The sequence below is a fragment of the Mesorhizobium sp. WSM4847 genome (assembly GCF_055811335.1).
In genome coordinates this window covers 141,236-163,506 of sequence record NZ_JBVVPY010000017.1, presented here as the reverse complement: position 1 = coordinate 163,506, position 22,271 = coordinate 141,236, and the positions used below count along the sequence as shown (strand labels likewise).

Here is a 22,271-nt window from a genome sequence, read left to right as displayed (position 1 = left end):
CGAGGTGCCACGGTCGCCGACACGCTGGGCGGATCGGCCGATGCCACACACCAGCAGTCGCGTTCGGGCGAGCGCAACACCTAATGCGCAGATCTCGTGAGATCTCCGCGCAACTTCGCTTGGCGCAGATCACTGACATCGGCATTGGCGACGAAGTTGCAAAGACCTTGGGCAATGACAAGTCAGATCAGCGAGCAAATGAATACCTTCAGGCGCAGTCTCCATCCTGCTCAGGTTCGGCGAATGGCAAGCGCGACATGGCAGAGAACGGCGGCACATCAAGCTTCAGCCATGTCGGAATTCGCTTGCCATTCCCCCGTTTGCCTGCCGGCCGCGGTATCCCAGGCGATGACCCGGTAGGTCCCGCGAGCCAACCCGGGCAACTCCAAGGCGGCCGGAACCGACGCAGCATACCGTTTCGCCCGATCGTGTCGCGGCGAAGCAGCCAGACCTGGATGAGCACATGCGGGGTGCGGTTTGGCCACCGCATGCCGCCACCGGCGCCGCCGCTGCCAGGTGAGCCCATTGCAAATGGCGGAAATATTCTGTCGGCAGTTCCGGCGACGTGCAGATCGTCAATTTCGATTGGCAGAGACGGGATTTTGGTACAACGCTGTTGGAAAAAAGGTCGTGGCCGTGCAAAGTGACGCAAGGTTGACTGAACTCTCAGCAAGACGGCCTGTGTTGCCCATGGCTCTGCCGCTCCGTGACGCGGACTCGTCCTACTCCTGACATCGCGCAGCCGCTTCCAGCGGTGTCGGTGTCGAGCAAAGTGCATGACTGAGACTGAGGCTCCCACGCAAAGCACAGGCGACCAAGATGACATCAGATTCAGACAAGGCTGAGGCAGTTGAGCAATTGCTCGATACACCGGACCTTGCCACCGCGCTGGAAAGCGAGCAGTTCAAAAAATTTCTTGACCAGGTGCCGATCGCTATCGCCGTGTCGGACTTAGGCGCGAAGGAGCGCGTCGTCTATGCTAATCCAGAATTCGAAAAAGTGTCAGGCCTGAAGGCAGCCGAGCTTACCCGGCAAAACTGGGGAGCACTTTCCGGCATTGGCATCCACCAGCAGAAGGGCCGGCCTCTGCCCGAGGCCTTGGTCGAGGAAACCGATTTCGTCGGCACTTTCCGGCTGGAGCCCGTCGGGGCCAACCCGGCTCTTGTCGACGTTTATTCAAACATCATCGTGGACGATAACGGCACGAACTGCTTCCGACTGGTGGCTCTGGTCGACGTCTCATCCCATGGCGAATCTGAAGAAGCGCGCTTGGTGGAGGAGCGCGTCCGCGAGAAGGACACCCTGTTGCGCGAACTGCAGCACCGGGTGAAGAACAACTTACAGATGATCACCGCATTGATCCGTCTAGAAACCCGTAACGCGACCGAGCCCGACCAGAAAAGATTTGAGAGGCTCGCCGGCCGCGTCGACGCTCTGGCGATCCTCTACCAGACGCTATCGGCAGACGAGCAGAAGGATGAGGTCGATCTCGGCGTTTATCTTAGCCAGATCGCCTCCGCGGTGATGGGGTCGCATGCAGTTGAGGGGATCCGCCTCGACATGAAGGTGGATACCTATCCGGTATCGATCAACGTCGCCATGCCAACGGGACTGGTCGTGAACGAATTGCTCACAAATGCACTCAAGCATGCATTCCAAGGGCGTGAAGGCGGGACGATAACGCTGCACAGCATCGCCGATGGCGACGGCTGCCTGGTGATAGTTGCGGACGACGGTATCGGCCTGCCGGAAGGGGAGACATGGCCCAAGCCAGGCAAGCTCGGAGCCCTGATCGCGCGCTCGCTGACAGAGAACGCCAAGGCAAAGTTCAACGTCGCCTCGAGCGCCAGCGAAGGGACGAAGGTCACCATCGTCTTCACGCGATCGGCGGCAGCAAGCTGACAATTGCCAGAGGGCGGATGCTTCATGCTCCCGGCCTTTCCACCGCGGCCCCGGGGCGCTGTGCTTGGCACATTCACGTCGCCGTTCTTCAGGTATGCCGTACCGCGCGCGGCAAGAACGCCGCGTCGATCCCGCCGTTAGCACCTATGCTATCTTAGTGGGTCTGGCTAAAGCTGAGACTCAACCGGAAGGTGGCGGACCAAGGCCGCCAGAACCCGGCGAAAAATTCCGGCCTCTGGTTCGTGTGTGTATTCTTGGAGTTTGCCTTCTTCGCATCCATGCCAGTGCAGCACATTGTTCTTTAGTTCCAGCCGATAGCTGGTTTCTAGTGATATCTCCGCTTGAAAAAAGCGCCGAAGTTCACCGACTAATTCGGCATCCTCAAAGAGCACGCCCATCTCCGAGTTCAAAGACACTGACCGGGGATCAAAATTGAAGGAACCGACGAACCCAGCCCTGTCGTCAACCGTGAACGATTTGGTGTGCAGACTGGCACCCTTGGAGCCAAACACCGAAATTCCCTGACCGCGAGTGAAGGGCTGGAGCTCGAACAGTCTTACGCCATTCCTCAGCAATCGCTTGCGATAGTTTGCATAAGCCCCATGAACCGCGGCGACGTCTGTAGCGGCCAAGGAATTGGTCAAAACGGAAACGTCAACCCCATTGCTGACGAGGTCCATCAGGACCGCGGAGCCCCTTTTGCCAGGGATGAAATAGGGAGATACAATTTCCAGATTGTTGCGCGCAGACTTTATGAGGGGAAGCAACTCCTTGGTAAGCCAGCTGCGACGTCTCCAACCTCTCACCTTCTCTGGAGGATCGGAAATCACCCGAACTCGATCCACCCAATGCACGTCGTTGCTGGCCGCGATGAACTCTGCGATGGACCCTCGGTCACCGATCCCGTTCAAAAGCATTGATTCGGTTTCGAGATCGCTTCCCGAAAACAAATCGGAATGCTCGTTCCCCGCGGCTGGACCCAGGACACTGATTGATTTCGCGTCCTCGCAAGCCCAGAATGCCTCAAATATTTCGGCGGTTTGCTGCACGGCAGGACCGAGGAGCAGCACGTCTAAGTCGCGAAAATTGGTTTCTGCTGCGTCGAAATAGGCATCGCCAACGTTGCGCCCGCCTACGATAGCAACGTTGTCGTCAGCGATCCATGCCTTGTTGTGCATCCTCCGGGTCAACGCAAATAGTCGCAATACAATTTCCACAGCGCGCATGACGCTGCGTTGCCTGACGCCGCTCGGATTAAACAACTTCAACTCGATGTTTGGATGATTGCTCAAGGCCAGATAGGCCGCATCGTTCTTTCGCGGATTGGCGTCATCAAGGAGCATGCGAACTCGCACACCGCGCTCAGCGGCCCGGAAAACTTCCTGCAAGAGCAAGCGGCCAGTGTGGTCATCGTGCCAAAGGTAGTACATGAGATCGAGACTGCGAACGGCACTCCTTGCCGCCAGAACGCGCCCGGCGAAGGCGTCATAATTGTCCGGGACCAGCAGCAAGCCGCTCTTGCCTGCTTTGATGTTGTCGTGTGCAATCCGCGTAATGGATACTTCCATAAAATTTTCTACCCTTCAGCGATAGAAACCCGGCCTCGCTCAAAATCGTAGCAAGAACCCTTCAAAGGTAATCTGGTTGCAAATGTAGCTGTCGAATCCCCTGGAGACTTAATCGTGCCATGATCGGTAGATGATCGGAGGCGATCCGAGATAGCGATGTATGGTGCACTTCGAGGCTGGAAATCAGACTTGGTGGTTTGGCCAGGATCCAATCGAGCGCAAGCAAAGGGAATCGCGAAGGGAAACTGGACAGCACGGTGTGAATTGGACCAAAATGCAGCAGTAGCGCCAGCAACGAGGATCTGCTGTGCACCCGCCATTCGTTGAGATCGCCAAGCAAAATGGTTGGCCTTAGGACCGAACGCGTCGCCTCAAGCAGTGCGTTGGCTTGCTTGGTGCGCGACCGCCGGAGTGCCGAACCGATCGTCCTATATGCCAGAGGCGGCACGTCGACGGGCCGGATCAACCCGTGCGAACTCCGTCAGCGCTAGTGGGATCGATCTTCGTCAACCGCGATCTGGCCTCAATTACGCGCTGTTGCGCAGCCCGTATCCTGCTGCACAGCGCGATATTGATGCCGACACCGCAGTCATCATCCAGCATCTCGTTCGCACGCTCAAGGGAGCGCTCGGCCCGATTAAGCCGCTGTCGGGCTCGCGCCAGTTCCATATCTAAAAGTTCCATTATTCCGAATCCATTGCGGTCCCTTCGATTGGTAAACCGCTTGTGGTCGCCGTTGGTTCCGGCTGTTCGCGAGCGTGCAGCCCAGACGTAGATGTGGTTGGCAAAGTTCTGGAGCGAGAGTGGTGGCGCCGGTGGCCTGAAGGGCGCGACGAATGAAACGCCGGCCCAGTTCAACCCGCGCGACGTCCTTCAAAGCTGGGGGGATCGATCTTCACCAAGCGGTCTGCGGCCTCGACCGCAGTTCGTATCCTGTTGCGCAGCGCGAGGTTCTCGGCCAGCATTTCTTCAGTACGTTGAAGCGCGAGCTCGGTCCGGTGGATGCGCTGCCTGGCATTGGCAACTTCCGATGTCAAAATGTCGGCCACCGTCCCGTGGCCCTGGGGTTCCAAAGTGTCCATGGATTTCTAACACATGGGGGCCGATATCGTTCCCTGGTCAGTGACAAGTGCACTTCGGCCTGCTTCGCCGGCCGCTGCCGATTGCGGTGCGATCGGCAACGACGTCCTGCAGAAGAGCCGGACATTTCACATCCCCCTAATGTTGGGACAGCGCCCCTTCGCAACCGGCTAGCAGCATCGCGACTAGTTCCCAGTTAATCCGGCAGATCATCGATCGTCTGCCGACATATCCGCGCCATTGCCTGGACAACCGCCAAGGCTGCCATTGTGCGTTTGGTCCTGCCTCCGTTGCGATAGTTGCCGTTCCGCTTGCCTTCAGGTGCGCCACCGCCCGCACCGTGCATGCGACAGACTGCGCTGCCCCTCACCGCTGGCGATCGACACTGGCATCCTGTCCGCTTCGACCGAGCATGACACCGAGGCGCTAGGTTCATGAGGTTGACGTTATTTTTTTTCCGTCACCCTGCCCCCCATGCGAGACGTTGCCTACAATAGCTTGGCCGCCTTCGTTCACCGTGACGTGCTGCTGGCCGCCCGTGCGGTTCTTTAGGGCTTCCACCTGGGCCGCGAACGTCCTGGTGAGCTTCTTGAAAGCACGTTCGGCGCTGTCTTGCTGCGGGATAGTTTCGCAGTGAGCAAGGCGGCGGGCGAACGTCATGTCGCCATGTGCACCGCAGCCATCTGGGATGCCAGCATAGCTTCGATCTGATCCTGCGGTTCAATGCCTTTCACGATCGAGGCGACAAAGGCCGTGCCCTTATCGTCTGGCGTTTTGCCGTGGCTGCCGACATTCACCAGCTGGCGCAGGAGGCCATTGATGAATCTTCGTCCGATGATCCGAAGGCTTTCTGGGCTGCCGTATGGTCGATAGTGACGGTGCTTCCGTCGATCTTTAAGAGGCGCGACGGGTTCGATTGGTGCGCGTGATCGGGCGCGGCGAGGACTTTTGTTTTTGCCGTCATGGATTAGGCCGCCAATATTTCACGAATGCAATTCGCGGCATCGGAAGGCCAATCGATTTCATGCTGCACCATTGGTTTCGGGTTGACGGTAATTCCGGATTCGGCCGAAAACCTCGTCGGCAAACGCCCGAAGTTCCTGGTCAATGACCTCGTCGGCCAGGCCAGCGGACACCATTTGCGTCCGCATGCCCGCGATGACTTGTTTCCAATATTGGTTTCCGCCCTTTCCGGTTCGATCTGACAGCACTTCGACGGTCCGACGGATCTTCCCGACGCGTCGAACGGTCGGAAAAGGCAGAACGGTGCACACCGCATCGTCGATAGCATGAGGGCTCAGCCCGCGCATCGGTATCCCTCCAAGATATGTATAGGACTTCGGACTTTTCTGCTTCGTCGGCCATGCGGACCTTGAGGATGTGTGAAGCTTGACCGTAGTTGCAAAAAGTTAAACTTCAACTGGGCGCTGCATTCAAAACCCTCGTCCGTCCCTTCTCGGTATGATCAGGCTGCGTCGATAGCCGGCGCCGGGCCGATGCCGAGATAGGGGTCGCCGATCAGCTTGTCCGGGGCCAGGTCTCATCGGGTGCATAGGCCCCCAGAACTTCGCTGCCGTGATCGGCCAATCTCCAAATCCTAAGACTCAAAGCGAAGCGCTACTCTGTGACGTGAGGCTTATGCGCTTATACTCTACCCAACCGGAGCGGTTCATCCAAAATCCGTTTCGGGCGCAGACGCCGAGATCGAACAAATGCCTTTAGTCCGTCGGCATCCAACGCATGCCCGAAGGCATAACCCTGCAATATGTCGCAGCCCAAGCTCTTGAGTGTCTGTGCGTGCTCCATCGTCTCGACACCCTCGGCTACGACCTCGATACCCAGGGATTTGCCGATTTCAATGATCGATGAGACGACCTGCCTTCGTTGCGGCGATTTGACAATAGGAATGACCAATTGGCGATCTATCTTCAACCGGCGAGGCTGCAGCTTGAGCAAGCTGACTATAGAGGCGTAGCCCGTGCCAAAATCGTCTATTTCTATGTCAATGCCGAGCTCTTTTATCTGCTCAAGATTCCAGGTAACAAAATCATCATTTTCGTCAAGGAAAATTGACTCAACGAGCTCGAAGGCAACTGTTCCCTTCTTGATATTTAGTTCCCTAAGACTCTTTATGAGTTCCTCATCCTGAAGGCGGCGTGCCGAAACATTGACTGACACCCGCGGAATATGGAGATTCGCAGCAGACCACCCTTCGAGATCCAAAAGCGATTGCTCTAATATGTTTCGATCGATGATCGAGACGACATTCAATTCTTCCGCAATCCTTAGGAAGACGTCGGGCGCCAAAATGCCCTTCTCCGGATGCCGCCATCGCGCCAGCGCCTCAACCCCAACAATTTCAAGGGTTTTTGCGTCAAATTGCGGCTGGTAGAAGGGAATGAACTCGTTGCGCTCAAGGCCGCCGAGAATTTCGTCGGCAATCCGTTTTGTCTCGACGATCTCGCTTTGCATCGCCTCGGTGAAGAACTCGTATCGATTGCGCCCACGACTCTTTGCCCGGTAAAGCGCGATGTCAGCGTTGACCAGCAGGTGTTTGGCTTCGACATCTTTTCCGTTATCGACTGCAATTCCCACGCTCACGCCAAAACGGCATCGATGGCCCTGATAGTAGACCGGTTCCCGCATCTGGCTGATGACGCGGTCAGCGAGCAGCGCCAGTTGCTCGATATCGTCATGCACCGCGCACAGGACGATGAATTCGTCTCCTCCGATCCGAGCGACGAATCCCTCGCCATCGACCTTGGATCGGAGCACGGTCGAGGCGTGAACAAGCATTGCGTCGCCTGCGGCGTGGCCAAGCGTATCGTTAATGTGCTTGAACCGATCGAGATCTATGTGGAGCAGTGCGGCATACCCGCCGGTCCGCCTGGCGTTTGCCGCGTAGTCTTCCAGCACCCGGTCGAGGTAACGCCGGTTGGGCAAACCGGTCAGCGAATCGTGGAGCGCAATGTGCTCTATGCGCGCCTTGGCCGACTCGAGTTCTGCATTTTTCGACTCGGAAAGCTGTTTTGCGCGAACCAGGTCCTTGTTCAACAGGACATCGGCTGTCACATCCCATTCGGCGCCAATCATTTTTGGGGTGTCGTCTGCGGCCCGGTAAATTATCGCCTTGGATCGGACATGACGTATCTCGCCATCCGGCCGAATAATCCGGTATTCCGACAAATATGGCCCGCCGTCGGCCATCGCGCGGTCGAAATCGGCGTTGGCGCCAGCCAAATCATCCGGGTGGATTGCTCCCGCCCAGTCCAGGTAGCCGCGGCCCTCCCCAGCTGGTTTGCCGTATATTTCATTGACGCGGTCGTCCCACGTCAGTTCGTTGGTCGCGAGATCGTGTTCCCAAACGCCAATAGCCGACGCTTCCAGAGCGAGTTCCAGGCGTCTCGACAATCGACTCAGTTCCGCATAGTTGCGCTGTCTCTCGCCAATCAGGCGACCGGTCACCAGGAATGGGATCACAACCAATGCCCCGGCCACCGCCATGATGGCGCGCAAGAACCACGCGTTGTCGGGCGTCGAAGGCCAGCCGTTTTTGGGAATGGCTGCGATCCGCCACGAACCGGACGGGAGCAGAACGTCGGCTGTCACCGGATTGCTTTTGGCGACGCGCTCATTGCCGAAGAATTGCTCTCCGGTTGGACCGAGAGCGTCCTTACCGATCAGCGCTATGTCAATCCCGAGATCATCGTCAAGCAGGCCGCTCGCCTTATAGAGGCGCTGAACGTCGACGACGGCCGAAATGATGCCCCAGAACCTTTCGGTGTTGCCCGCACTGCGTACAAAGACGGGAATACGGCCGACGAAGCCTTGCCCTCCCTGCCTCAAGTCGACGGGACCGGCAAGAATTAGCTCGCGCTTGTCTCGCGCCCTGAGCGCGGCCAGACGCTGCCGCTCGTCCTTGCGGTAATCGAGGCCTATCGCCTTGTCGTTGCCATTCATCGGGTACATCAGAGAAATGACCAGATCGGGCGCGCCGGCAATATTCTTCAATTGCGAGCCCCTGCCAAACAGGTTGCTCGCCAGCGAGGCGAAGCGTTGCTGTCCCATATAGGGCTCAGTCACGACCGCCGCGACCAGTCCCTGCACCAGTTGAAGGTTTCCGTTGATGTTGCCTTCAAGCTTGGCGCGGATAAGATTGACCTTGGCCAGGACATCCGCTCGGGCGGCTTGATCCGAGACGACTTTGTTCTGGTGGTCCGCGAACGCTGCGCCAACGGCAATAACGATCACCGCCATTGCCGCCGGGATATTTGCCGACGAGAAAACGGCCTTCTTGATACCGCCGAACCTAGCGCGGAAAGGAGCCAATAGGCGATTCCTCAGATACTATTCAGGTTCTGGGCCAACCCGACCAAGGTATATTAGCTATCAATGTTTAATTTTGACCTTCACGGGTCCTAAAAAATTTTGCACCCTCCAACCGCCTGAGGTGGCCGGAGTGGCTGACACGGACCTGCGGCTCCGGCTGACGACTTAAAGCGCGTCGCGGCTGAATGGATTCATGCGACGCGCTTCAAGTTTTGTTTTATGCATGTCGTTACTGCAAAACCGCCGCACACCCTCGGTTCAAGCCCGATGGCATGCTTTTGCGCGACATGCATTAGTGGCCCTCAATCGCCTTGGCGGTAACCAGGTAGGGTATCTTGCCGACGCTACGCTTCGTCGCGCCAATGGAATAGGCCATTGGAATCTTGGGAGAGTTCTCTGGCAAGCCGTACATATCCTTGCCGGCCCTCACGGCAAATGAAAAGTGCTGCCACGAAACCGTGTCATGCTCATTGAGAAAATCCAGCGTCAGCCCAGCTGAAATCAGCGCGTTCACCACGTCGCTGACCGGATGAATCCACTCATAGTAGCGCGGATGTTTCAAGATGCGGTCGTCGCCGGTATAGGTGAGTTCTTCGTTCCATGCGAGTGGTCGAGCTATTGGCGTTCGCCAGTCATGCTTGAACTCCAGCGCCGCAGCCTTGCGGTCACACTGGAACATCAACGGATGGCCCTCGGCGAGATAGAGCCGGCCGCCGGGCCGCAGGAGATCGGCAACCACCCGCGCCCAGCGGAACACGTCGTCAAGCCAGTTTACCGAACCCCAGGTAACGTAAGCGATGTCAAAGGTCCGGCCAAGCGCTTCGACTGCCTCGAACAGTGGCGCCTCCACGAAGCGCACGTCAGTGCCTGCCTTTGCAGCGAAATCCCGCGCCGCTGCGATCGCCGTCGGTGAAAAGTCGAGGCCGGTCACGCTGCCCGCGCCCAGATTCTTCAAGCTGATTGTGTCGAGCCCGATATGGCATTGCAGATGGACGATATCCTTGCCGACAATGTCACCGACCTCGCGCGTTTCCAGCTCATAGAGATTGGATCCGCCAGCCAGTACATTTTCTATGTGGTAGCTGCCCGTTGTGTCGGTCGAATGCAGCTCGGCTCGATCATCCCAATTAAGGCGGTTCGCGCCCAGAAACGGTTCCAAATTGCCCCCTCAAGTCCCTGCCGAGACCAATATATATGGTAAACAGAACGTTAATATACCTTGCAGCTAAAGTGTCGCGCGTCAATCCGTGGCGGTACGGTGCACCACCGGGGCTGATCGATTGGTCAGCGAATTCGGCAAGCCTCTCCTTTCATCGCATGATGAGCGGGCCAGGCCGGTGCTCTCGAAGCGATGCACCTGTCATCGAACGCGATGCCAGATCAAAGCTGCTGCCTTACTGCGCGGCTTCGGCGAAGGGGGTCGGCACATAGTTGAGTATAGGGCCGAGCCAGCGCTCGACCTCGGCGAGCGGCATGGCCTTGCGGCGCGCATAGTCCTCGACCTGGTCGCGCTCGACCTTGGCCACGCCGAAATAATAGCTTTCGGGATGCGACAGGTAGATGCCGGACACGGAGGAGCCCGGCCACATCGCAAAGCTCTCGGTCAGGCTAACGCCGGCGTTGCGCTCGCCGTCGAGCAGGCGGAACAGCGTCGCTTTCTCGGTGTGGTCGGGCTGCGCCGGATAGCCGGGCGCCGGGCGAATGCCGCGATAGGGTTCGCCGATCAGCTCGTCCGGCGCCAGATCCTCATCCGGCGCATAGGCCCAAAAATCCTTGCGCACGCGTTCGTGCAGGCGCTCGGCAAAGGCCTCGGCGAAACGGTCGGCCAGCGCCTTGACCATGATCGACGAGTAGTCGTCGTTGGCACGTTCGAAGCGCTCGGCGATCGCCGCTTCCTCGATGCCGGCGGTGACGATGAAGCCGCCGAGATAGTCGGCCTTGCCGCTGTCCAGAGGCGCGACGAAATCCGACAGCGCGACGTTCGCCTTGCCGTCGCGCTTGGTCAGCTGCTGGCGCAGCGTGAAGAAGGTCGCCAGTTCCTGCGACCTGGCATCATCGGTGAACAGCCTGATGTCGTCGCCGACGGTATTCGCCGGCCAGAAGCCGATGACGCCCCTCGGTGCGAACCATTTTTCCGCGATGATCATTTTCAGCATCGCCTGGGCGTCCTCGAAGAGCTGGCGTGCCGCCGGCCCTTGCGCCTCGTCCTCGACGATTTTGGGAAAACGCCCCTTCAGCTCCCAGGTCTGGAAGAACGGCGTCCAGTCGATATAGCGCGCGAGCTCTGCCAGATCCCAGGCTTCGAAGGTTTTCAGGCCAAGGAAGGACGGTTTTGGCGGCGCGTAGGCCGACCAGTCGATCCGGTGGGCGTTGGCCCGCGCCTTGGCCAGCGGCAGGCGCTGCTTGTCGGCTTCGCTGCGCGCATGCGCATCGGCGACCTTCTTGTATTCGGCGCGAACGTTGTCGACATAACCGCCCCTGGTCTCGTTCGACAAAAGTGCCGACACCACGCCGACCGCGCGGCTGGCATCGGCGACATAGACGGTCTGGCCACTGATATAGCGCGGATGGATCTTTACTGCGGTATGCACGCGGCTGGTCGTAGCACCGCCGATCAACAGCGGAATGTCAAAACCCTCGCGCTCCATCTCGGCGGCCATGTGCGCCATCTCGTCGAGCGAGGGCGTGATCAGGCCGGACAGGCCGATGATGTCGACCTTTAGCTCGCGCGCCGTCTGCAGGATCTTTGCCGCCGGCACCATGACGCCGAGGTCGATGATCTCGTAATTGTTGCAGGCCAGAACCACGCCGACGATGTTCTTGCCGATGTCGTGGACATCGCCCTTCACCGTCGCCATCAGGATCTTGCCGGCGGTCTGGCGCTCGCCGGTGTCGACGCCTTTGGCGGCATTCGCCAGCTTCTCCGCCTCCATGTGCGGCAGCAGGCCGGCGACGGCCTGTTTCATGACGCGGGCGGATTTCACCACTTGCGGCAGGAACATCTTTCCCGCGCCGAACAGGTCGCCGACGACATTCATGCCTGCCATCAGCGGACCTTCGATGACGTGCAGCGGACGCTCGGCGGCGCGCCGCGCCTCGTCCGTGTCCTGGTCGATGAATTCGGTGATGCCGTTGACCAGTGCGTGCGAAATGCGCTGCTCGACCGGCCAGTCGCGCCAGGCGAGATCGCGTTCCTGCGCTTCCTTGCCCGCCGTGCCCCTAAAACGTTCGGCGAGTTCCAGCAGGCGTTCGGTCGCGCTGCCGCCGCCCTTCGGCTGGCGGTTGTTGACGACGTCCTCGCAGGCTTCGCGCAGTTCCGGATCGATGGTGTCATAGACGGCAAGCTGTCCGGCGTTGACGATGCCCATGTCCATGCCGGCCTGGATGGCATGGTAGAGGAACACGGCATGCATGGCCTCGCGCACCGGCTCGTTGCCGCGAAACGAGAAGGAGAGGTTCGACACGCCGCCCGATATGTGGACATGGGGAAGCGTCGCGGTGATCTGCCTGGCGGCTTCGATGAAGTCGACGCCGTAATTGTTGTGCTCGTCGATGCCGGTGGCGATGGCGAAGATGTTCGGATCGAAAACGATGTCCTCGGGCGGGAATCCGGCCTGCTCGGTCAACAGTCTGTAGGCGCGGGTGCAGATTTCGGCCTTGCGCGCCTGGGTGTCGGCCTGACCGTCCTCGTCGAAGGCCATTACGACCACCGCCGCGCCATATGCGCGGACGAGCTTCGCATGGTGCAGAAAAGCCTCCTCGCCCTCCTTCATCGAGATGGAATTGACCAGCGGCTTGCCCTGCACGCATTTCAGGCCGGCTTCGATGATCTCCCATTTGGAGCTGTCGATCATCACGGGAACGCGGGCGATGTCCGGCTCGGCGGCGATCAGGTTGAGATAACAGACCATTGCCTGCTTCGAATCGATCAGGCCTTCGTCCATGTTGATGTCGATGATCTGCGCGCCGTTGGCGACCTGGTCGCGGGCGATTTCGAGCGCGGCGGCATAGTCGCCCGCGGTGATCAGCTTCCTGAATTTCGCCGAGCCGGTGACATTGGTGCGCTCGCCGACATTGACGAACGGAATCTCGTCGGTCAGCGTGAACGGCTCGAGCCCGGAAAGGCGCATCTTCGGCTCGATGTCGGGAACAGCGCGCGGCGGATGTTTCTTCACGGCCTGTGCGATGGCGCGGATGTGGTCGGGCGTCGAGCCGCAGCAGCCACCGACGATATTGACCAGGCCGTCGCGCGCGAAATCCTCGATCTGCGCGGCCATGAACTCCGGGCTTTCGTCATATTGGCCGAATTCGTTGGGCAGGCCGGCATTCGGATAGGCGCAAACAAAGGTGTCGGCGACGCCGGATATTTCATCCAGATGCGCGCGCATGGCTTTGGCGCCCAGCGCGCAATTGAGGCCTATCGTGAACGGGTTGGCGTGGCGGACCGAATGCCAGAAAGCCGTCGGCGTCTGGCCCGACAGCGTGCGGCCCGACAGGTCGGTGATCGTGCCGGAAATCATCACCGGCAGATGCACGCCCTTTTCGATGAAGATCTCGTTGCAGGCGAAGATTGCCGCCTTGGCATTCAGCGTATCAAAAATGGTCTCTATCAGAATGATGTCGGCACCGCCGTCAATGAGACCGCGCAGCTGCTCGCCATAGGCAAGGCGCAATTCGTCGAATGTCACGGCGCGGTAGCCGGGATTGTTGACGTCGGGCGACATCGAGGCGGTGCGGTTGGTCGGCCCCAGCGCACCGGCGACGAAACGACGCTTGCCGTCCTCCTGCTCGGCCCTTGCCGCTGCCCTGCGCACGAGCCGTGCACCGTCGCGGTTCAGAGCGTAGACCGCGTCCTCCATGCCATAATCCGCCTGGGCGATGGAGGTCGAGGAGAAGGTGTTGGTTTCAAGAATGTCCGCCCCGGCGATGGCGTATTGATAGTGAATCTCCTCGATCGCCTTGGGCTGCGTCAGGATCAGCAGGTCGTTGTTGCCCTGCTGATAGCAGGCGCACTCTGCGAATTTGTCGCCACGGAAATGGTTCTCGTCGAAGCCCAGGCCCTGGATCTGCGTGCCCATGGCGCCATCGAGGATGAGGATGCGTTCGCGCGCCGCCGCCGTCAGCGCAGCAAGCACTTCCGAACCGTCGGGCTTGGCCGCGACGGGGCCGAACAGGTCGTCCAGAGACGATGGGTTTTGCGACATATTTCGTCCTCATGGCGACGGTCGCGCTTAAGCGACATAAAGACATCTTTATGTGAGTATACGGGATTTGTCTGCTGCTGTCACCCCTGCCGCCGGGAATGCTACCCGCCGGCACTACAACGCCGGCTGCGCAGTCTTCGCCGATGCCGCCCTGAGCAGCATCCCGAACAGGTCGCTCGGCTCGTCGGGGTCATTTCCGACAGCAGCACGGTAATCGTTGTGGACATCGGCGAGAGAGGGCGCGGCCATCGTCGATCAGGCAATCGCCGACGTGAGCGCCGGCAAGGTCTCCGACGCGGATCGGTTCGTTCATGATGTGGTAGGCGACCTCTCGCGTCAGGAGAAGATCTCCGCCAGTTCGTCGACGCTGGTGCCTTCCCTAACCTGCCGCAGCTCGACATAGCTGACTGCGGTGGCGATCGACATCACCATAGACGTTACACTCGTCACCAATGCATCCACCACCGCACCCACTATCCCCCCTCCAAACAGCGCGGTTGCAGTGCCGAGCGCCAACTCGATGGCAATGGCGATAATGATCAGGATAATGAACAGGCCGAACAGCGCCCAGCGGCTTCCCTTGGTCAGATCGTGGCTGCGGGCCATCGAGCCGAATACGCCGAGCCGCTCTTGCACCAGTGCCGGCACCGCGACCGACCAACGGAGCGCCAACATGATGCCAGGCACAATCAGCAGGATAAAACCGAGGCCCACGCCTAAACCAACCAACAGGGCAATGGCGAACGTCGGCAGGAGGAAGGAGACTGCTCTCGCGATGCAGTCACCGAACGAAGGCTGCTTGCCGTTCAGGTCCTCGATGGTGGCGCGCACCAGTGACGCCTGAACGGCGTTACGGCCGATGACGGCAAGCTGTCGTTGAAAACCCTGCCGATGCGAAACTTGTCTGGTCGTTCCAGTGTCGTTGAAGACATGATGTAACCCGTCCAGTCCAGGCGGATCCTGATGCGATGAACGCGGCCTTGCCGCTATGAGAAGATTTCCGCCAGTTCGTCGACGCTGGTGCCTTCCTTGACCTGACGCAGTTCGACATAGCTGACCGCCGTGGCTACCGACAGCACCATAGAAACCACGGTCGACAGCATGGTTGCCGCCACATCGGCGACAATTCCGTCTAGCAGGAGAACGATAGCCGCCATCACCGACTGAATGACCATCGTGATGATCATAAGGATAAGGAAAAGACCAAATAGCGCCCAGCGGCTGCCCTTGGTCAGGACGCGGCTGCGCGACATGCTGCCGAGCACACCTAGGCGCTCCTGTATCAGAACTGGAATAGCCACCGACCAACCAAGCCATAATATGATTCCGGGGACCAGCAGAGCTAATGAAGCAAGGCCCGCCCCCAGCACTACGAGCAGGCCGATCCCCAGGGTTGGGAGCAAATAGCGGATGGCTATCTGGATGCAGTCGCCAAAGGACGGCCGTTTGCCGTTCAAATCCTCGATCGTCGCCCGCACGAGTGCCGACTGGAGCAGCAGCGACAGGATAAAGGATACTAATCCGGCGGCAATGCCGACGGAAGAATTCCAAAACATCATACTAGGATCGGCCACCGCGGTCGGGTCGCCCAGTGCAGTCCCGCTCAAGGTCGATTCGGTCCAGAGTCGGAGAACTGTCGCCGGCAGACCTGAGAACAGCAGCGCGAGTCCAAGGTACAGACCGATATTGCGGCTGATGACAGCAAAGCTGTCGTTGAAAACCCTGCCGATGCGAAACTTGTCCGGCCGTTCCAATGTCGTTGAAACCATGATGCGTCCCCCGCTTAATCACCGCATATCGGCTGGTGATCCCCGCATCAAATGTGCCAACATTGGAGATCGACGTCTAGCCCACTTGCAATTGCCGTTGTGCATTGCCAGTGTCGACTGGGGACCACAGGTTGCAGGGGACAGTTGGCAGTGGCACAGCCAGGCACAGCGGAAGCCGAATGGCTGGCAAGAGCGCATGAGCAGTTGATCTCGGATAAGTCGATCCAGTTCGACCTGCCGGCCTATGTACCGCCTCAGCCGCCTGACTGGCTGAAGCCGCTGCTGGACCTGTTGTCGTCGCTCGGTCCCTATATGATCGATCTGTTCTGGGGCGCGGTGCTATCAGGTGTCGCGATTATCCTGCTCCTGGTCTTCCTCGAGATGAAAGGTATCGCCTGGCGCCTGCCTTGGCAGCGCGCACGGCGCGAAACCGACGCGGAGGAAGCATGGCGTCCCGACGCCGGCGCCGCGCAGATCCTGCTGTCGGAAGCCGACGCGCTGGCCGCGCGAGGCGACTATGACGAAGCGGTTCATCTCCTGCTTCGCCGCAGTGTCGCCGATATTGCCGGCCGGCTGCCGGATTTTTTGCGCCCGTCGCTCACGGCGCGCGACATCGCCGCTGCTGCTTCGGTTCCCGCCAAGGCCCGCGCGGCGTTTGCCGAGATCGCACGCATCGTTGAAGCCGCATTGTTCGCGCGCCGGCCGGTCGGCGCCGAAGGCTGGCGGCAAGCACGCGGCGCCTATGAGCGGTTCGTCTTCCGGGATGCCTGGATATGAGCGCTGCGACGGTCGAACCAGCGGCACAGGAACCGTTCAATCGAAGAACGCTGTTTTGGGGCATTTTCGCCAGCCTGCTTGCGGCAGCGGGTTTCTTCCTGCTGTCCACCTATGCGCCCGACTTCCGGCAACCCGGCAATGGCAGCGCCACGCCGCTGTCGAAAAGCGGCGTCGGCTATGCCGGCCTGGCGGAATGGTTGCGGCTCACCGGCGAGACGCCAGCCATGGCGCGGACCGATCAGGATCTCGGCACCGACATGCTGCTGATCGTCACCATTTCGCCAGAGAGCGATCCCGCCGCGCTCGACCACATCCTCGAACTTCGGCAGGACCTGAATACCCTCTTCGTGCTGCCCAAATGGCAAACCCTGCCGCTGGAAGAGCACGAAGGTTGGAAGATGAAATTCGGGCGATTGCCCGATCCCGTGGTGAACCAATGGCTCGGCCGGATCGCCAATGCAAAGATCGGCGTCGGCCAAAGCAAGGTGCAGCAACTCGACATCGAGGGCCAGCTTGTTGCCGCCCCCGATGAATTGCAGTGGGTGGCGGACGAGCATCCAATCATAGCAGCCGGCAACAACAAGGCTGTGCTCACCGAAGTGGACGGCAAGCCCTTTTATGTCCTGACTGACCCCGACCTGATCAACAACGCCGCGATTGGGAATCCCGACAAGGCGGCAGCCGCGCTCGACCTGATTGCATTGCTGCAACCCGAGAAGGGCCAGGTCATGTTCGATCTCACGCTGCATGGCGCGGGGCGAAAATACGACCTTGCCAAGCTCCTGGTCGAACCGCCGTTTCTGGCGCTGACGCTGACGATCCTGGCCGCGGCGGCGCTGGCTTTCCTGCGCGGCCTCGGCCGTTTCGGCCCGCCGCGCGCCGAGCAGCGCGCCATTGCCTTCGGCAAGCGTGCGCTGGTGGATACGACGGCCATGCTGTTGCGGCGCGCCGGGCGGCTCGAGGAACTGGGAGGCCGTTACGCGGCCTTGATGCGGGTGCGCGCCGGCGCACTGCTGGGAGCGCCGCAGGGGCTGCAAGGCGAAGCGCTCGACCGCTGGCTCGATTCTCGCGATAAGGACGAAGTCAGCGGATTCACCGCGCGGGCGCAAGCCGCCGGCGAGGCGAAAAACCTGACACAAATGCACGAGGCAGCCGAGCGGCTGCACGATTGGACGGCAAGGAGGCTCGGTGAACGTCGGTGATGTGAAGGCCCTGGCGACACGGATCAGGGAAGAAGTGGCCAAGGCGATCACCGGACAGCACGACACGGTCGACCTGATGCTGACCGCCCTGTTCGCCGGCGGGCATATCCTGCTGGAAGGCCCTCCGGGCACGGCCAAGACAATGACCGCTCGCTGCTTCGCGCAGGCTCTGGGTGTCGCCTACGGGCGCATCCAGTTCACGCCGGACCTGATGCCTGGCGATATCGTCGGATCGAACATCTACAATTTCCAGACTGGACAGTTCACGCTGACGCGCGGTCCGATCTTCTGCGATCTTTTGCTTGCCGACGAGATCAACCGCACGCCGCCCAAGACACAGGCAGCACTTCTGGAGGCGATGCAGGAGCATGCGGTCACTTTCGACGGCACCACGCATTCGCTGGGCCGCAACTTCATGGTGGTCGCGACCCAGAACCCGATCGAGCATCAGGGTGTCTATCCCCTGCCCGAAGCACAGCTCGACCGCTTCCTGTTCAAGCATCGGGTCAGCTATCCCGGTCCCGAGGAGGAACGGGCCATCATCATCCATCACGGCGGCGGCTCCGCCTCGCACGACATCGCGCAATACGGCATCAAGGCCCAGACGGATCGCAAGACGCTGGAGAAGGCACTCGAAACCGTCGGCTCCGTCACCCTCGTCGACGACGTCGTCGGCTACATCGCGGCGCTGGTGCGCGCCACACGCGACACCGCCGATTTGGAGGTTGGCGCCAGTCCACGCGCGGGCGCCATGCTGGCCAGGGCGGCGCGGGCGCGGGCAGCGCTCGACGGGCGCGCCTATGTGATCCCAGACGACGTCAAGGCGCTGGCGGTGCCGGCGCTGCGCCATCGCGTCATCCTGTCGCCGGCCGCGCAGATCGATGGCCGGCTGGTCGAGCAGATCGTCTCCGACCTGGTCGACCAGACGGAAGCGCCGCGTTGATCTATCCCAGCGGCCGAGCGGTGTGGGCGGCAGCGGCGGGCGCGGTGCCGGCCTTCCTGGTCGCGCTGGCGCTGCCGTCGCTGTGGTATCTCGGATTGCTGTGGATCTGCCTGCTGCTGGCCTTCCTGGCGGTGGACACCGCGGCGGGACGCGGGCGGAAATCGCTGGCCGCCAGCCTCCACGCGCCGCCGCAGGTCGGCGTCGGCGGCCAGTTCACCGTCCACGTCCCCGCCCGTTTTTCAGGCCGGATGCCAACCCTGGAGGCGCGCGTCGGTCATGATGCGCGCCTGGCGCCGATCGGCGGTACCGGCGGTCCCCTGGCTGCCACAAAGGATGGCGGATCTCTCGACCTGCGGTTCCAGGCGCTGCGGCGCGGCATCGCCAGCTTCGATCGTCTGTGGCTGCGCTGGCGCGGGCCGTTCGGATTGGTCTGGAACCAGGTCGTCCTGCCGATGGAAAGCAAGGTGGCAGTGTTGCCCGACGTCCGCAGCGCCCGCGACCAGGCGATCACGCTGCTGCAGCGCAACGCCCTGCCCGACGGGCATGCGCAGCGCCGGGCCGGCCACGGCCGGGAATTCGAGGCGCTCAAGGATTATCAGCCCGGCATGGGCCGGCGGATGATCGACTGGAAGCGCAGCGCCCGCCACGGCAGGCTTCTGGCGCGCGAGTTCCGTATCGAGGAGAACAACAACATCGTGCTGGCCATCGACAGCGGACGCCTGATGTGCGAGCCGGTCGACGGCCTCCCGAAGGTGGACCGGGCGGTGGCTGCCGCCTTGCTGTCGGCGTTCATTGCGCTCAAGGGCGGCGACATGGTCAGCCTGTTCAGCTTCGATGCGCGGCCGCGCGTCGCCAGCGGCGCGGTGCGCGGCTCGGCCAGCTTTGCAATGATCCAGAAGCGGGCGGTTGAGATCGACTATTCCAACGAGGAGACCAATTTCACCCTGGCGCTGACCACGCTTGCGGCACGGCTCGACCGGCGCTCGCTGGTCATCATCTTCACCGACTTCGTCGATCCGATCAGCGCGGAATTGATGCTGCGTACCGTCGGCCGGCTCACCGAGCGGCATCTGGTGTTGTTCATGATGATCAGAGATGTCGAATTGGAGAGCTTGGCCGACATGCCGCCTTCATCAGGCGAGGATGTCGCCCGCGCCGTCGTCGCCGGCGGGCTTTTGCGCGAAAGGCAGGTCGTCATCGGCCGGTTGCGGCTGCTCGGCGCGCATGTGATCGAAGCCGACCATCACAGGCTGGGGCCGGCGCTGGTCGAGCGCTACCTGCAGTTCAAGCGCGAGGATTTGTTGTGACTGCGCCAGTTCCCGGCGATGCTCGACGCGGCGATGCTGTACGCCAGTCGCTGGCCAGCTTCCGTCGGGAGCGCGAGGCCGACTGGAAGGCGTTCGAGGCGCTTCTCGCCCGCGTCGAGAAAAACGCGCCCCGAACACTGTCGGAAGAAGAGTTGCTGTCGCTGCCGCTGCTCTACCGTTCGGCATTGTCTTCGCTTTCGGTGGCGCGAGCGACATCCCTCGACAGCGCACTGATCGCCTATCTCGAATCCCTGTCGCTGCGGGGATATTTTTATCTCTATGGGGCACGCCGCGGACTACCGCAGCGTGTTGGCGATTTCTTCCTGCATGACTGGCCCGGTGCCATCCGTGATTTGTGGCGCGAGACGCTGGTGTCGGTGGCGCTGATGTTTGTCGGCATCGGCGCCGGCGCCTGGCTGGTAGCGTCCGACAAGGGCTGGTTCGACGCGATCATCCCGTCGGGCCTGGCTGCCGGCCGCGGCCCTGACGCTTCGGCCGAGATGCTGCGCAGCATGCTTTATGATGGCGACAATGGCTTTCTCTCAGGCTTTGCCGCTTATCTTTTCACCCACAACGTCCAGGTCGCAATCCTCGCCTTCGCGCTTGGATTTGCTTTCGCGGTGCCGACGGTGCTGCTGATGCTGTTCAACGGCTGCATACTGGGGGCGATGTTCCAGGTCTACTGGGCAAAAGGGCTTGGCATGGAACTTGGCGGCTGGCTGGCCATTCACGGCACCACCGAATTGTTCGCCATCGCACTGGCCGGCGCTGCCGGCATGCGGATCGGCACGCGCATCGCCTTTCCCGGCGAGTTGACCCGCATGACGGCAGCCGCCCATGCCGGACGCATAGCGGCGACCGCGATGGTTGGCGTTTCGGTCATGCTGCTGTTTGCCGGACTGCTCGAGGGCATCGGCAGGCAGACGATCACCAGCGACGTCACCCGCTATGCCATTGGCACCGGCATGCTCGCACTGTGGATCGGCTACTTCTACCTGTTCCAGGTGGTGCGCAATGGCGACCGCTAGGCGCGCTGCGCTGGCGACGATGCGCTCGCTGATCACGCCTGAAGGTGTCGATCTCCAGATAAAGCTGGCCGACGCCGGCACCCGCGCTGCCGCTTTCCTGCTCGATGTCGTGTTTATCGCCACGGCTGCAATCGCGGTCACGATAGTTGCGCTGTTCGGAGTAACAGGTTTCGGCACCGATAAATTGCAGCCGCTTTTCATCGTCTGGATCATCGTGATCTTTTTTCTGCGAAACGTCTACTTCATCGCCTTCGAGGCGGGCCGGCGTGCGTCCACGCCCGGCAAGCGGATCATCGGCATCAGGGTGGCATCACGCAACGGAGCCGGCCTGTCGGTCGATCAGGTCATCGCCCGCAATCTGATGCGCGAGATCGAAGTCTTTCTGCCGCTGTCGATTATCGCCGGACGGAGTGGAATGGGCGTCGCCGATACGCTGACGACAGTCTTCGGACTGATATGGGCGCTGCTGTTCGCCTTGTTCCCGCTCTTCAATCGCGACCGGTTGCGGATTGGCGACCTCCTGGCGGGAACCTGGGTCGTCGAGGCGCCTAAGCGCACGCTGATGGAGGATCTGTCGGCACGAAAAGATCCGGTCGCCAGGACTTTTCAGTTCAGCCACGCCCAGCTCGATGCCTATGGCATCGCCGAACTGCACAAGCTGGAGGAGGTGCTGCGCCGCGACGACTATTTCGCGCTGCGGGCGGTGGCTGAGACGATCGGACGCAAGATCGGCTCAACGCCGCAGGCGCATGACGCCCGTCCGTTCCTGACCGCGTATTACGCGGATCTCAGGGCGCATCTCGAACGCAAGCTTCTTCTCGGCACCCGCAAGGCCGACAAGCACGCGCGCGGTAGCAACGCTGGACCAACGAGGCTGCCATGAACACATCTCTATCCGAGCTTGAACTTCAAGGGATGGAAGCCCGAGCTGCCGCGGCCCAAGCTGGCCCGTGGAAATCATGGGTCGAGGGCCGGGACTTTCTAGGCGGCTCAAATTTCATCCAGACCGGCCAAGGGGCGGATCGCGGCGAAGACATCGAAATGACCGGCGCGACGGTCGCGGACCAGGATTTCATGGCAGCCGCGCGCCAGGATGTTCCTCGCCTGATCGCCGAAGTGCGCAGACTGCGCGCGCTCCTCAATCGAGCAAATTAGAGCAGCA

The 22,271-nt window shown here is 60.8% G+C and carries 21 protein-coding genes; 9 read left to right on the top strand and 12 right to left on the bottom strand.

The genetic code is table 11. The features are described 5' to 3' along the window. The first annotated feature begins 819 nt into the window (after positions 1-819). Entirely contained in the window at positions 820-1,902 is a 1,083-nt protein-coding gene (locus tag AC0L28_RS23620; RefSeq protein ID WP_473480485.1) for a sensor histidine kinase, read from the top strand. 167 nt (positions 1,903-2,069) lie between these two features. Here the strand turns inward: AC0L28_RS23620 and AC0L28_RS23615 are convergent, their stop codons facing one another. Together AC0L28_RS23615 and AC0L28_RS23610 are read right to left on the bottom strand one after the other, a co-directional pair. Beyond that, positions 2,070-3,470 (bottom strand): phospholipase D family protein, encoded by a 1,401-nt coding sequence (locus tag AC0L28_RS23615; protein WP_027153939.1) that lies wholly within the window; start codon positions 3,468-3,470, stop codon positions 2,070-2,072. Positions 3,471-3,531: 61 nt separating this feature from the next. Next, positions 3,532-3,918 carry an endonuclease/exonuclease/phosphatase family protein gene (locus AC0L28_RS23610; protein WP_473480497.1) on the bottom strand — a complete coding sequence of 129 codons (387 nt, stop codon included), beginning with the start codon at positions 3,916-3,918 and terminating at the stop codon, positions 3,532-3,534. Between AC0L28_RS23610 and AC0L28_RS23605 the strand changes: the two genes are divergently transcribed. Further along, on the top strand, positions 3,903-4,145 hold the full coding sequence (locus AC0L28_RS23605) for a hypothetical protein (protein ID WP_287174308.1): 243 nt from the start codon (positions 3,903-3,905) through the stop codon (positions 4,143-4,145). The two genes, AC0L28_RS23610 and AC0L28_RS23605, sit on opposite strands and share 16 nt — an antisense overlap. Before the next feature lie 179 nt (positions 4,146-4,324). Here AC0L28_RS23605 and AC0L28_RS23600 read toward each other — a convergent pair whose 3' ends face one another. The 10 genes from AC0L28_RS23600 to AC0L28_RS23555 all read right to left on the bottom strand — a co-directional run bounded on the left by AC0L28_RS23600 (position 4,325) and on the right by AC0L28_RS23555 (position 15,852). Then, positions 4,325-4,552 (bottom strand): hypothetical protein, encoded by a 228-nt coding sequence (locus AC0L28_RS23600; protein ID WP_023803181.1) that lies wholly within the window; start codon positions 4,550-4,552, stop codon positions 4,325-4,327. 430 nt (positions 4,553-4,982) lie between these two features. After that, positions 4,983-5,210: a hypothetical protein gene (locus AC0L28_RS23595; protein WP_473480483.1), complete on the bottom strand. Its 228-nt coding sequence runs from the start codon at positions 5,208-5,210 to the stop codon at positions 4,983-4,985. Beyond that, complete coding sequence (locus tag AC0L28_RS23590) at positions 5,207-5,347, bottom strand: hypothetical protein (RefSeq protein ID WP_473480481.1); 141 nt, start codon at positions 5,345-5,347, stop codon at positions 5,207-5,209. The genes AC0L28_RS23595 and AC0L28_RS23590 overlap by 4 nt, the downstream gene beginning before the upstream one ends. Next, on the bottom strand, positions 5,344-5,514 hold the full coding sequence (locus AC0L28_RS23585) for a hypothetical protein (protein ID WP_473480479.1): 171 nt from the start codon (positions 5,512-5,514) through the stop codon (positions 5,344-5,346). The genes AC0L28_RS23590 and AC0L28_RS23585 overlap by 4 nt, the downstream gene beginning before the upstream one ends. 58 nt (positions 5,515-5,572) lie before the next feature. Then, on the bottom strand, positions 5,573-5,860 hold the full coding sequence (locus AC0L28_RS23580; RefSeq protein ID WP_128170271.1) for a DUF6074 family protein: 288 nt from the start codon (positions 5,858-5,860) through the stop codon (positions 5,573-5,575). Between the two features lie 334 nt (positions 5,861-6,194). Beyond that, positions 6,195-8,807, bottom strand: a complete 2,613-nt coding sequence (locus AC0L28_RS23575; protein ID WP_473480495.1) for a bifunctional diguanylate cyclase/phosphodiesterase — start codon at positions 8,805-8,807, stop codon at positions 6,195-6,197. A 364-nt stretch (positions 8,808-9,171) separates the two neighbouring features. Next, a complete protein-coding gene (locus tag AC0L28_RS23570; RefSeq protein WP_023803186.1) occupies positions 9,172-10,038 on the bottom strand; it encodes a class I SAM-dependent methyltransferase in 867 nt (288 codons plus the stop codon). 235 nt (positions 10,039-10,273) lie between these two features. Beyond that, on the bottom strand, positions 10,274-14,083 hold the full coding sequence (metH, locus tag AC0L28_RS23565; protein WP_473480476.1) for a methionine synthase: 3,810 nt from the start codon (positions 14,081-14,083) through the stop codon (positions 10,274-10,276). A gap of 336 nt (positions 14,084-14,419) precedes the next feature. After that, the gene (locus AC0L28_RS23560; RefSeq protein ID WP_128170268.1) at positions 14,420-14,914 is read right to left on the bottom strand and encodes a glycerophosphoryl diester phosphodiesterase membrane domain-containing protein; all 495 of its coding nucleotides are present in this window, start codon (positions 14,912-14,914) and stop codon (positions 14,420-14,422) included. A 155-nt stretch (positions 14,915-15,069) separates the two neighbouring features. Next, positions 15,070-15,852 carry a hypothetical protein gene (locus tag AC0L28_RS23555; RefSeq protein ID WP_128170267.1) on the bottom strand — a complete coding sequence of 261 codons (783 nt, stop codon included), beginning with the start codon at positions 15,850-15,852 and terminating at the stop codon, positions 15,070-15,072. A 150-nt stretch (positions 15,853-16,002) separates the two neighbouring features. Here AC0L28_RS23555 and AC0L28_RS23550 point away from each other — a divergent pair, with 150 nt between their 5' ends. Genes AC0L28_RS23550 through AC0L28_RS23520 form a run of 7 tightly spaced genes read left to right on the top strand, consistent with a single transcriptional unit; the run spans position 16,003 to position 22,264 of the window. After that, on the top strand, positions 16,003-16,629 hold the full coding sequence (locus AC0L28_RS23550; RefSeq protein ID WP_287055356.1) for a DUF4129 domain-containing protein: 627 nt from the start codon (positions 16,003-16,005) through the stop codon (positions 16,627-16,629). Continuing rightward, positions 16,626-17,831 (top strand): DUF4350 domain-containing protein, encoded by a 1,206-nt coding sequence (locus AC0L28_RS23545; protein WP_473480474.1) that lies wholly within the window; start codon positions 16,626-16,628, stop codon positions 17,829-17,831. The genes AC0L28_RS23550 and AC0L28_RS23545 overlap by 4 nt, the downstream gene beginning before the upstream one ends. Then, positions 17,818-18,774 carry an AAA family ATPase gene (locus AC0L28_RS23540; RefSeq protein ID WP_023803193.1) on the top strand — a complete coding sequence of 319 codons (957 nt, stop codon included), beginning with the start codon at positions 17,818-17,820 and terminating at the stop codon, positions 18,772-18,774. The genes AC0L28_RS23545 and AC0L28_RS23540 overlap by 14 nt, the downstream gene beginning before the upstream one ends. Beyond that, positions 18,771-20,081, top strand: coding sequence for a DUF58 domain-containing protein (locus AC0L28_RS23535; RefSeq protein ID WP_128170264.1), 1,311 nt, complete (start codon positions 18,771-18,773; stop codon positions 20,079-20,081). The genes AC0L28_RS23540 and AC0L28_RS23535 overlap by 4 nt, the downstream gene beginning before the upstream one ends. After that, positions 20,078-21,109 carry a stage II sporulation protein M gene (locus tag AC0L28_RS23530; protein WP_128170263.1) on the top strand — a complete coding sequence of 344 codons (1,032 nt, stop codon included), beginning with the start codon at positions 20,078-20,080 and terminating at the stop codon, positions 21,107-21,109. Before AC0L28_RS23535 ends, AC0L28_RS23530 begins: the two co-directional genes overlap by 4 nt. After that, positions 21,096-21,992, top strand: coding sequence for an RDD family protein (locus AC0L28_RS23525; protein WP_128170262.1), 897 nt, complete (start codon positions 21,096-21,098; stop codon positions 21,990-21,992). Before AC0L28_RS23530 ends, AC0L28_RS23525 begins: the two co-directional genes overlap by 14 nt. Next, positions 21,989-22,264 carry a hypothetical protein gene (locus AC0L28_RS23520; RefSeq protein WP_287257741.1) on the top strand — a complete coding sequence of 92 codons (276 nt, stop codon included), beginning with the start codon at positions 21,989-21,991 and terminating at the stop codon, positions 22,262-22,264. Before AC0L28_RS23525 ends, AC0L28_RS23520 begins: the two co-directional genes overlap by 4 nt. The last annotated feature ends 7 nt before the right edge of the window (positions 22,265-22,271 follow it).

Bases quoted from the DNA above. Each gene is read 5' to 3' on its own strand.
- AC0L28_RS23580 (WP_128170271.1), bottom strand. From the start codon at position 5,860: ATGCGCGGGCTGAGCCCTCATGCTATCGACGATGCGGTGTGCACCGTT.
- metH (WP_473480476.1), bottom strand. From the start codon at position 14,083: ATGTCGCAAAACCCATCGTCTCTGGACGACCTGTTCGGCCCCGTCGCG.
- AC0L28_RS23585 (WP_473480479.1), bottom strand. From the start codon at position 5,514: ATGACGGCAAAAACAAAAGTCCTCGCCGCGCCCGATCACGCGCACCAA.
- AC0L28_RS23605 (WP_287174308.1), top strand. From the start codon at position 3,903: ATGCCAGAGGCGGCACGTCGACGGGCCGGATCAACCCGTGCGAACTCC.
- AC0L28_RS23525 (WP_128170262.1), top strand. From the start codon at position 21,096: ATGGCGACCGCTAGGCGCGCTGCGCTGGCGACGATGCGCTCGCTGATC.
- AC0L28_RS23600 (WP_023803181.1), bottom strand. From the start codon at position 4,552: ATGGACACTTTGGAACCCCAGGGCCACGGGACGGTGGCCGACATTTTG.
- AC0L28_RS23595 (WP_473480483.1), bottom strand. From the start codon at position 5,210: ATGACGTTCGCCCGCCGCCTTGCTCACTGCGAAACTATCCCGCAGCAA.
- AC0L28_RS23575 (WP_473480495.1), bottom strand. From the start codon at position 8,807: ATGGCGGTGATCGTTATTGCCGTTGGCGCAGCGTTCGCGGACCACCAG.
- AC0L28_RS23520 (WP_287257741.1), top strand. From the start codon at position 21,989: ATGAACACATCTCTATCCGAGCTTGAACTTCAAGGGATGGAAGCCCGA.
- AC0L28_RS23545 (WP_473480474.1), top strand. From the start codon at position 16,626: ATGAGCGCTGCGACGGTCGAACCAGCGGCACAGGAACCGTTCAATCGA.
- AC0L28_RS23615 (WP_027153939.1), bottom strand. From the start codon at position 3,470: ATGGAAGTATCCATTACGCGGATTGCACACGACAACATCAAAGCAGGC.
- AC0L28_RS23555 (WP_128170267.1), bottom strand. From the start codon at position 15,852: ATGGTTTCAACGACATTGGAACGGCCGGACAAGTTTCGCATCGGCAGG.
- AC0L28_RS23620 (WP_473480485.1), top strand. From the start codon at position 820: ATGACATCAGATTCAGACAAGGCTGAGGCAGTTGAGCAATTGCTCGAT.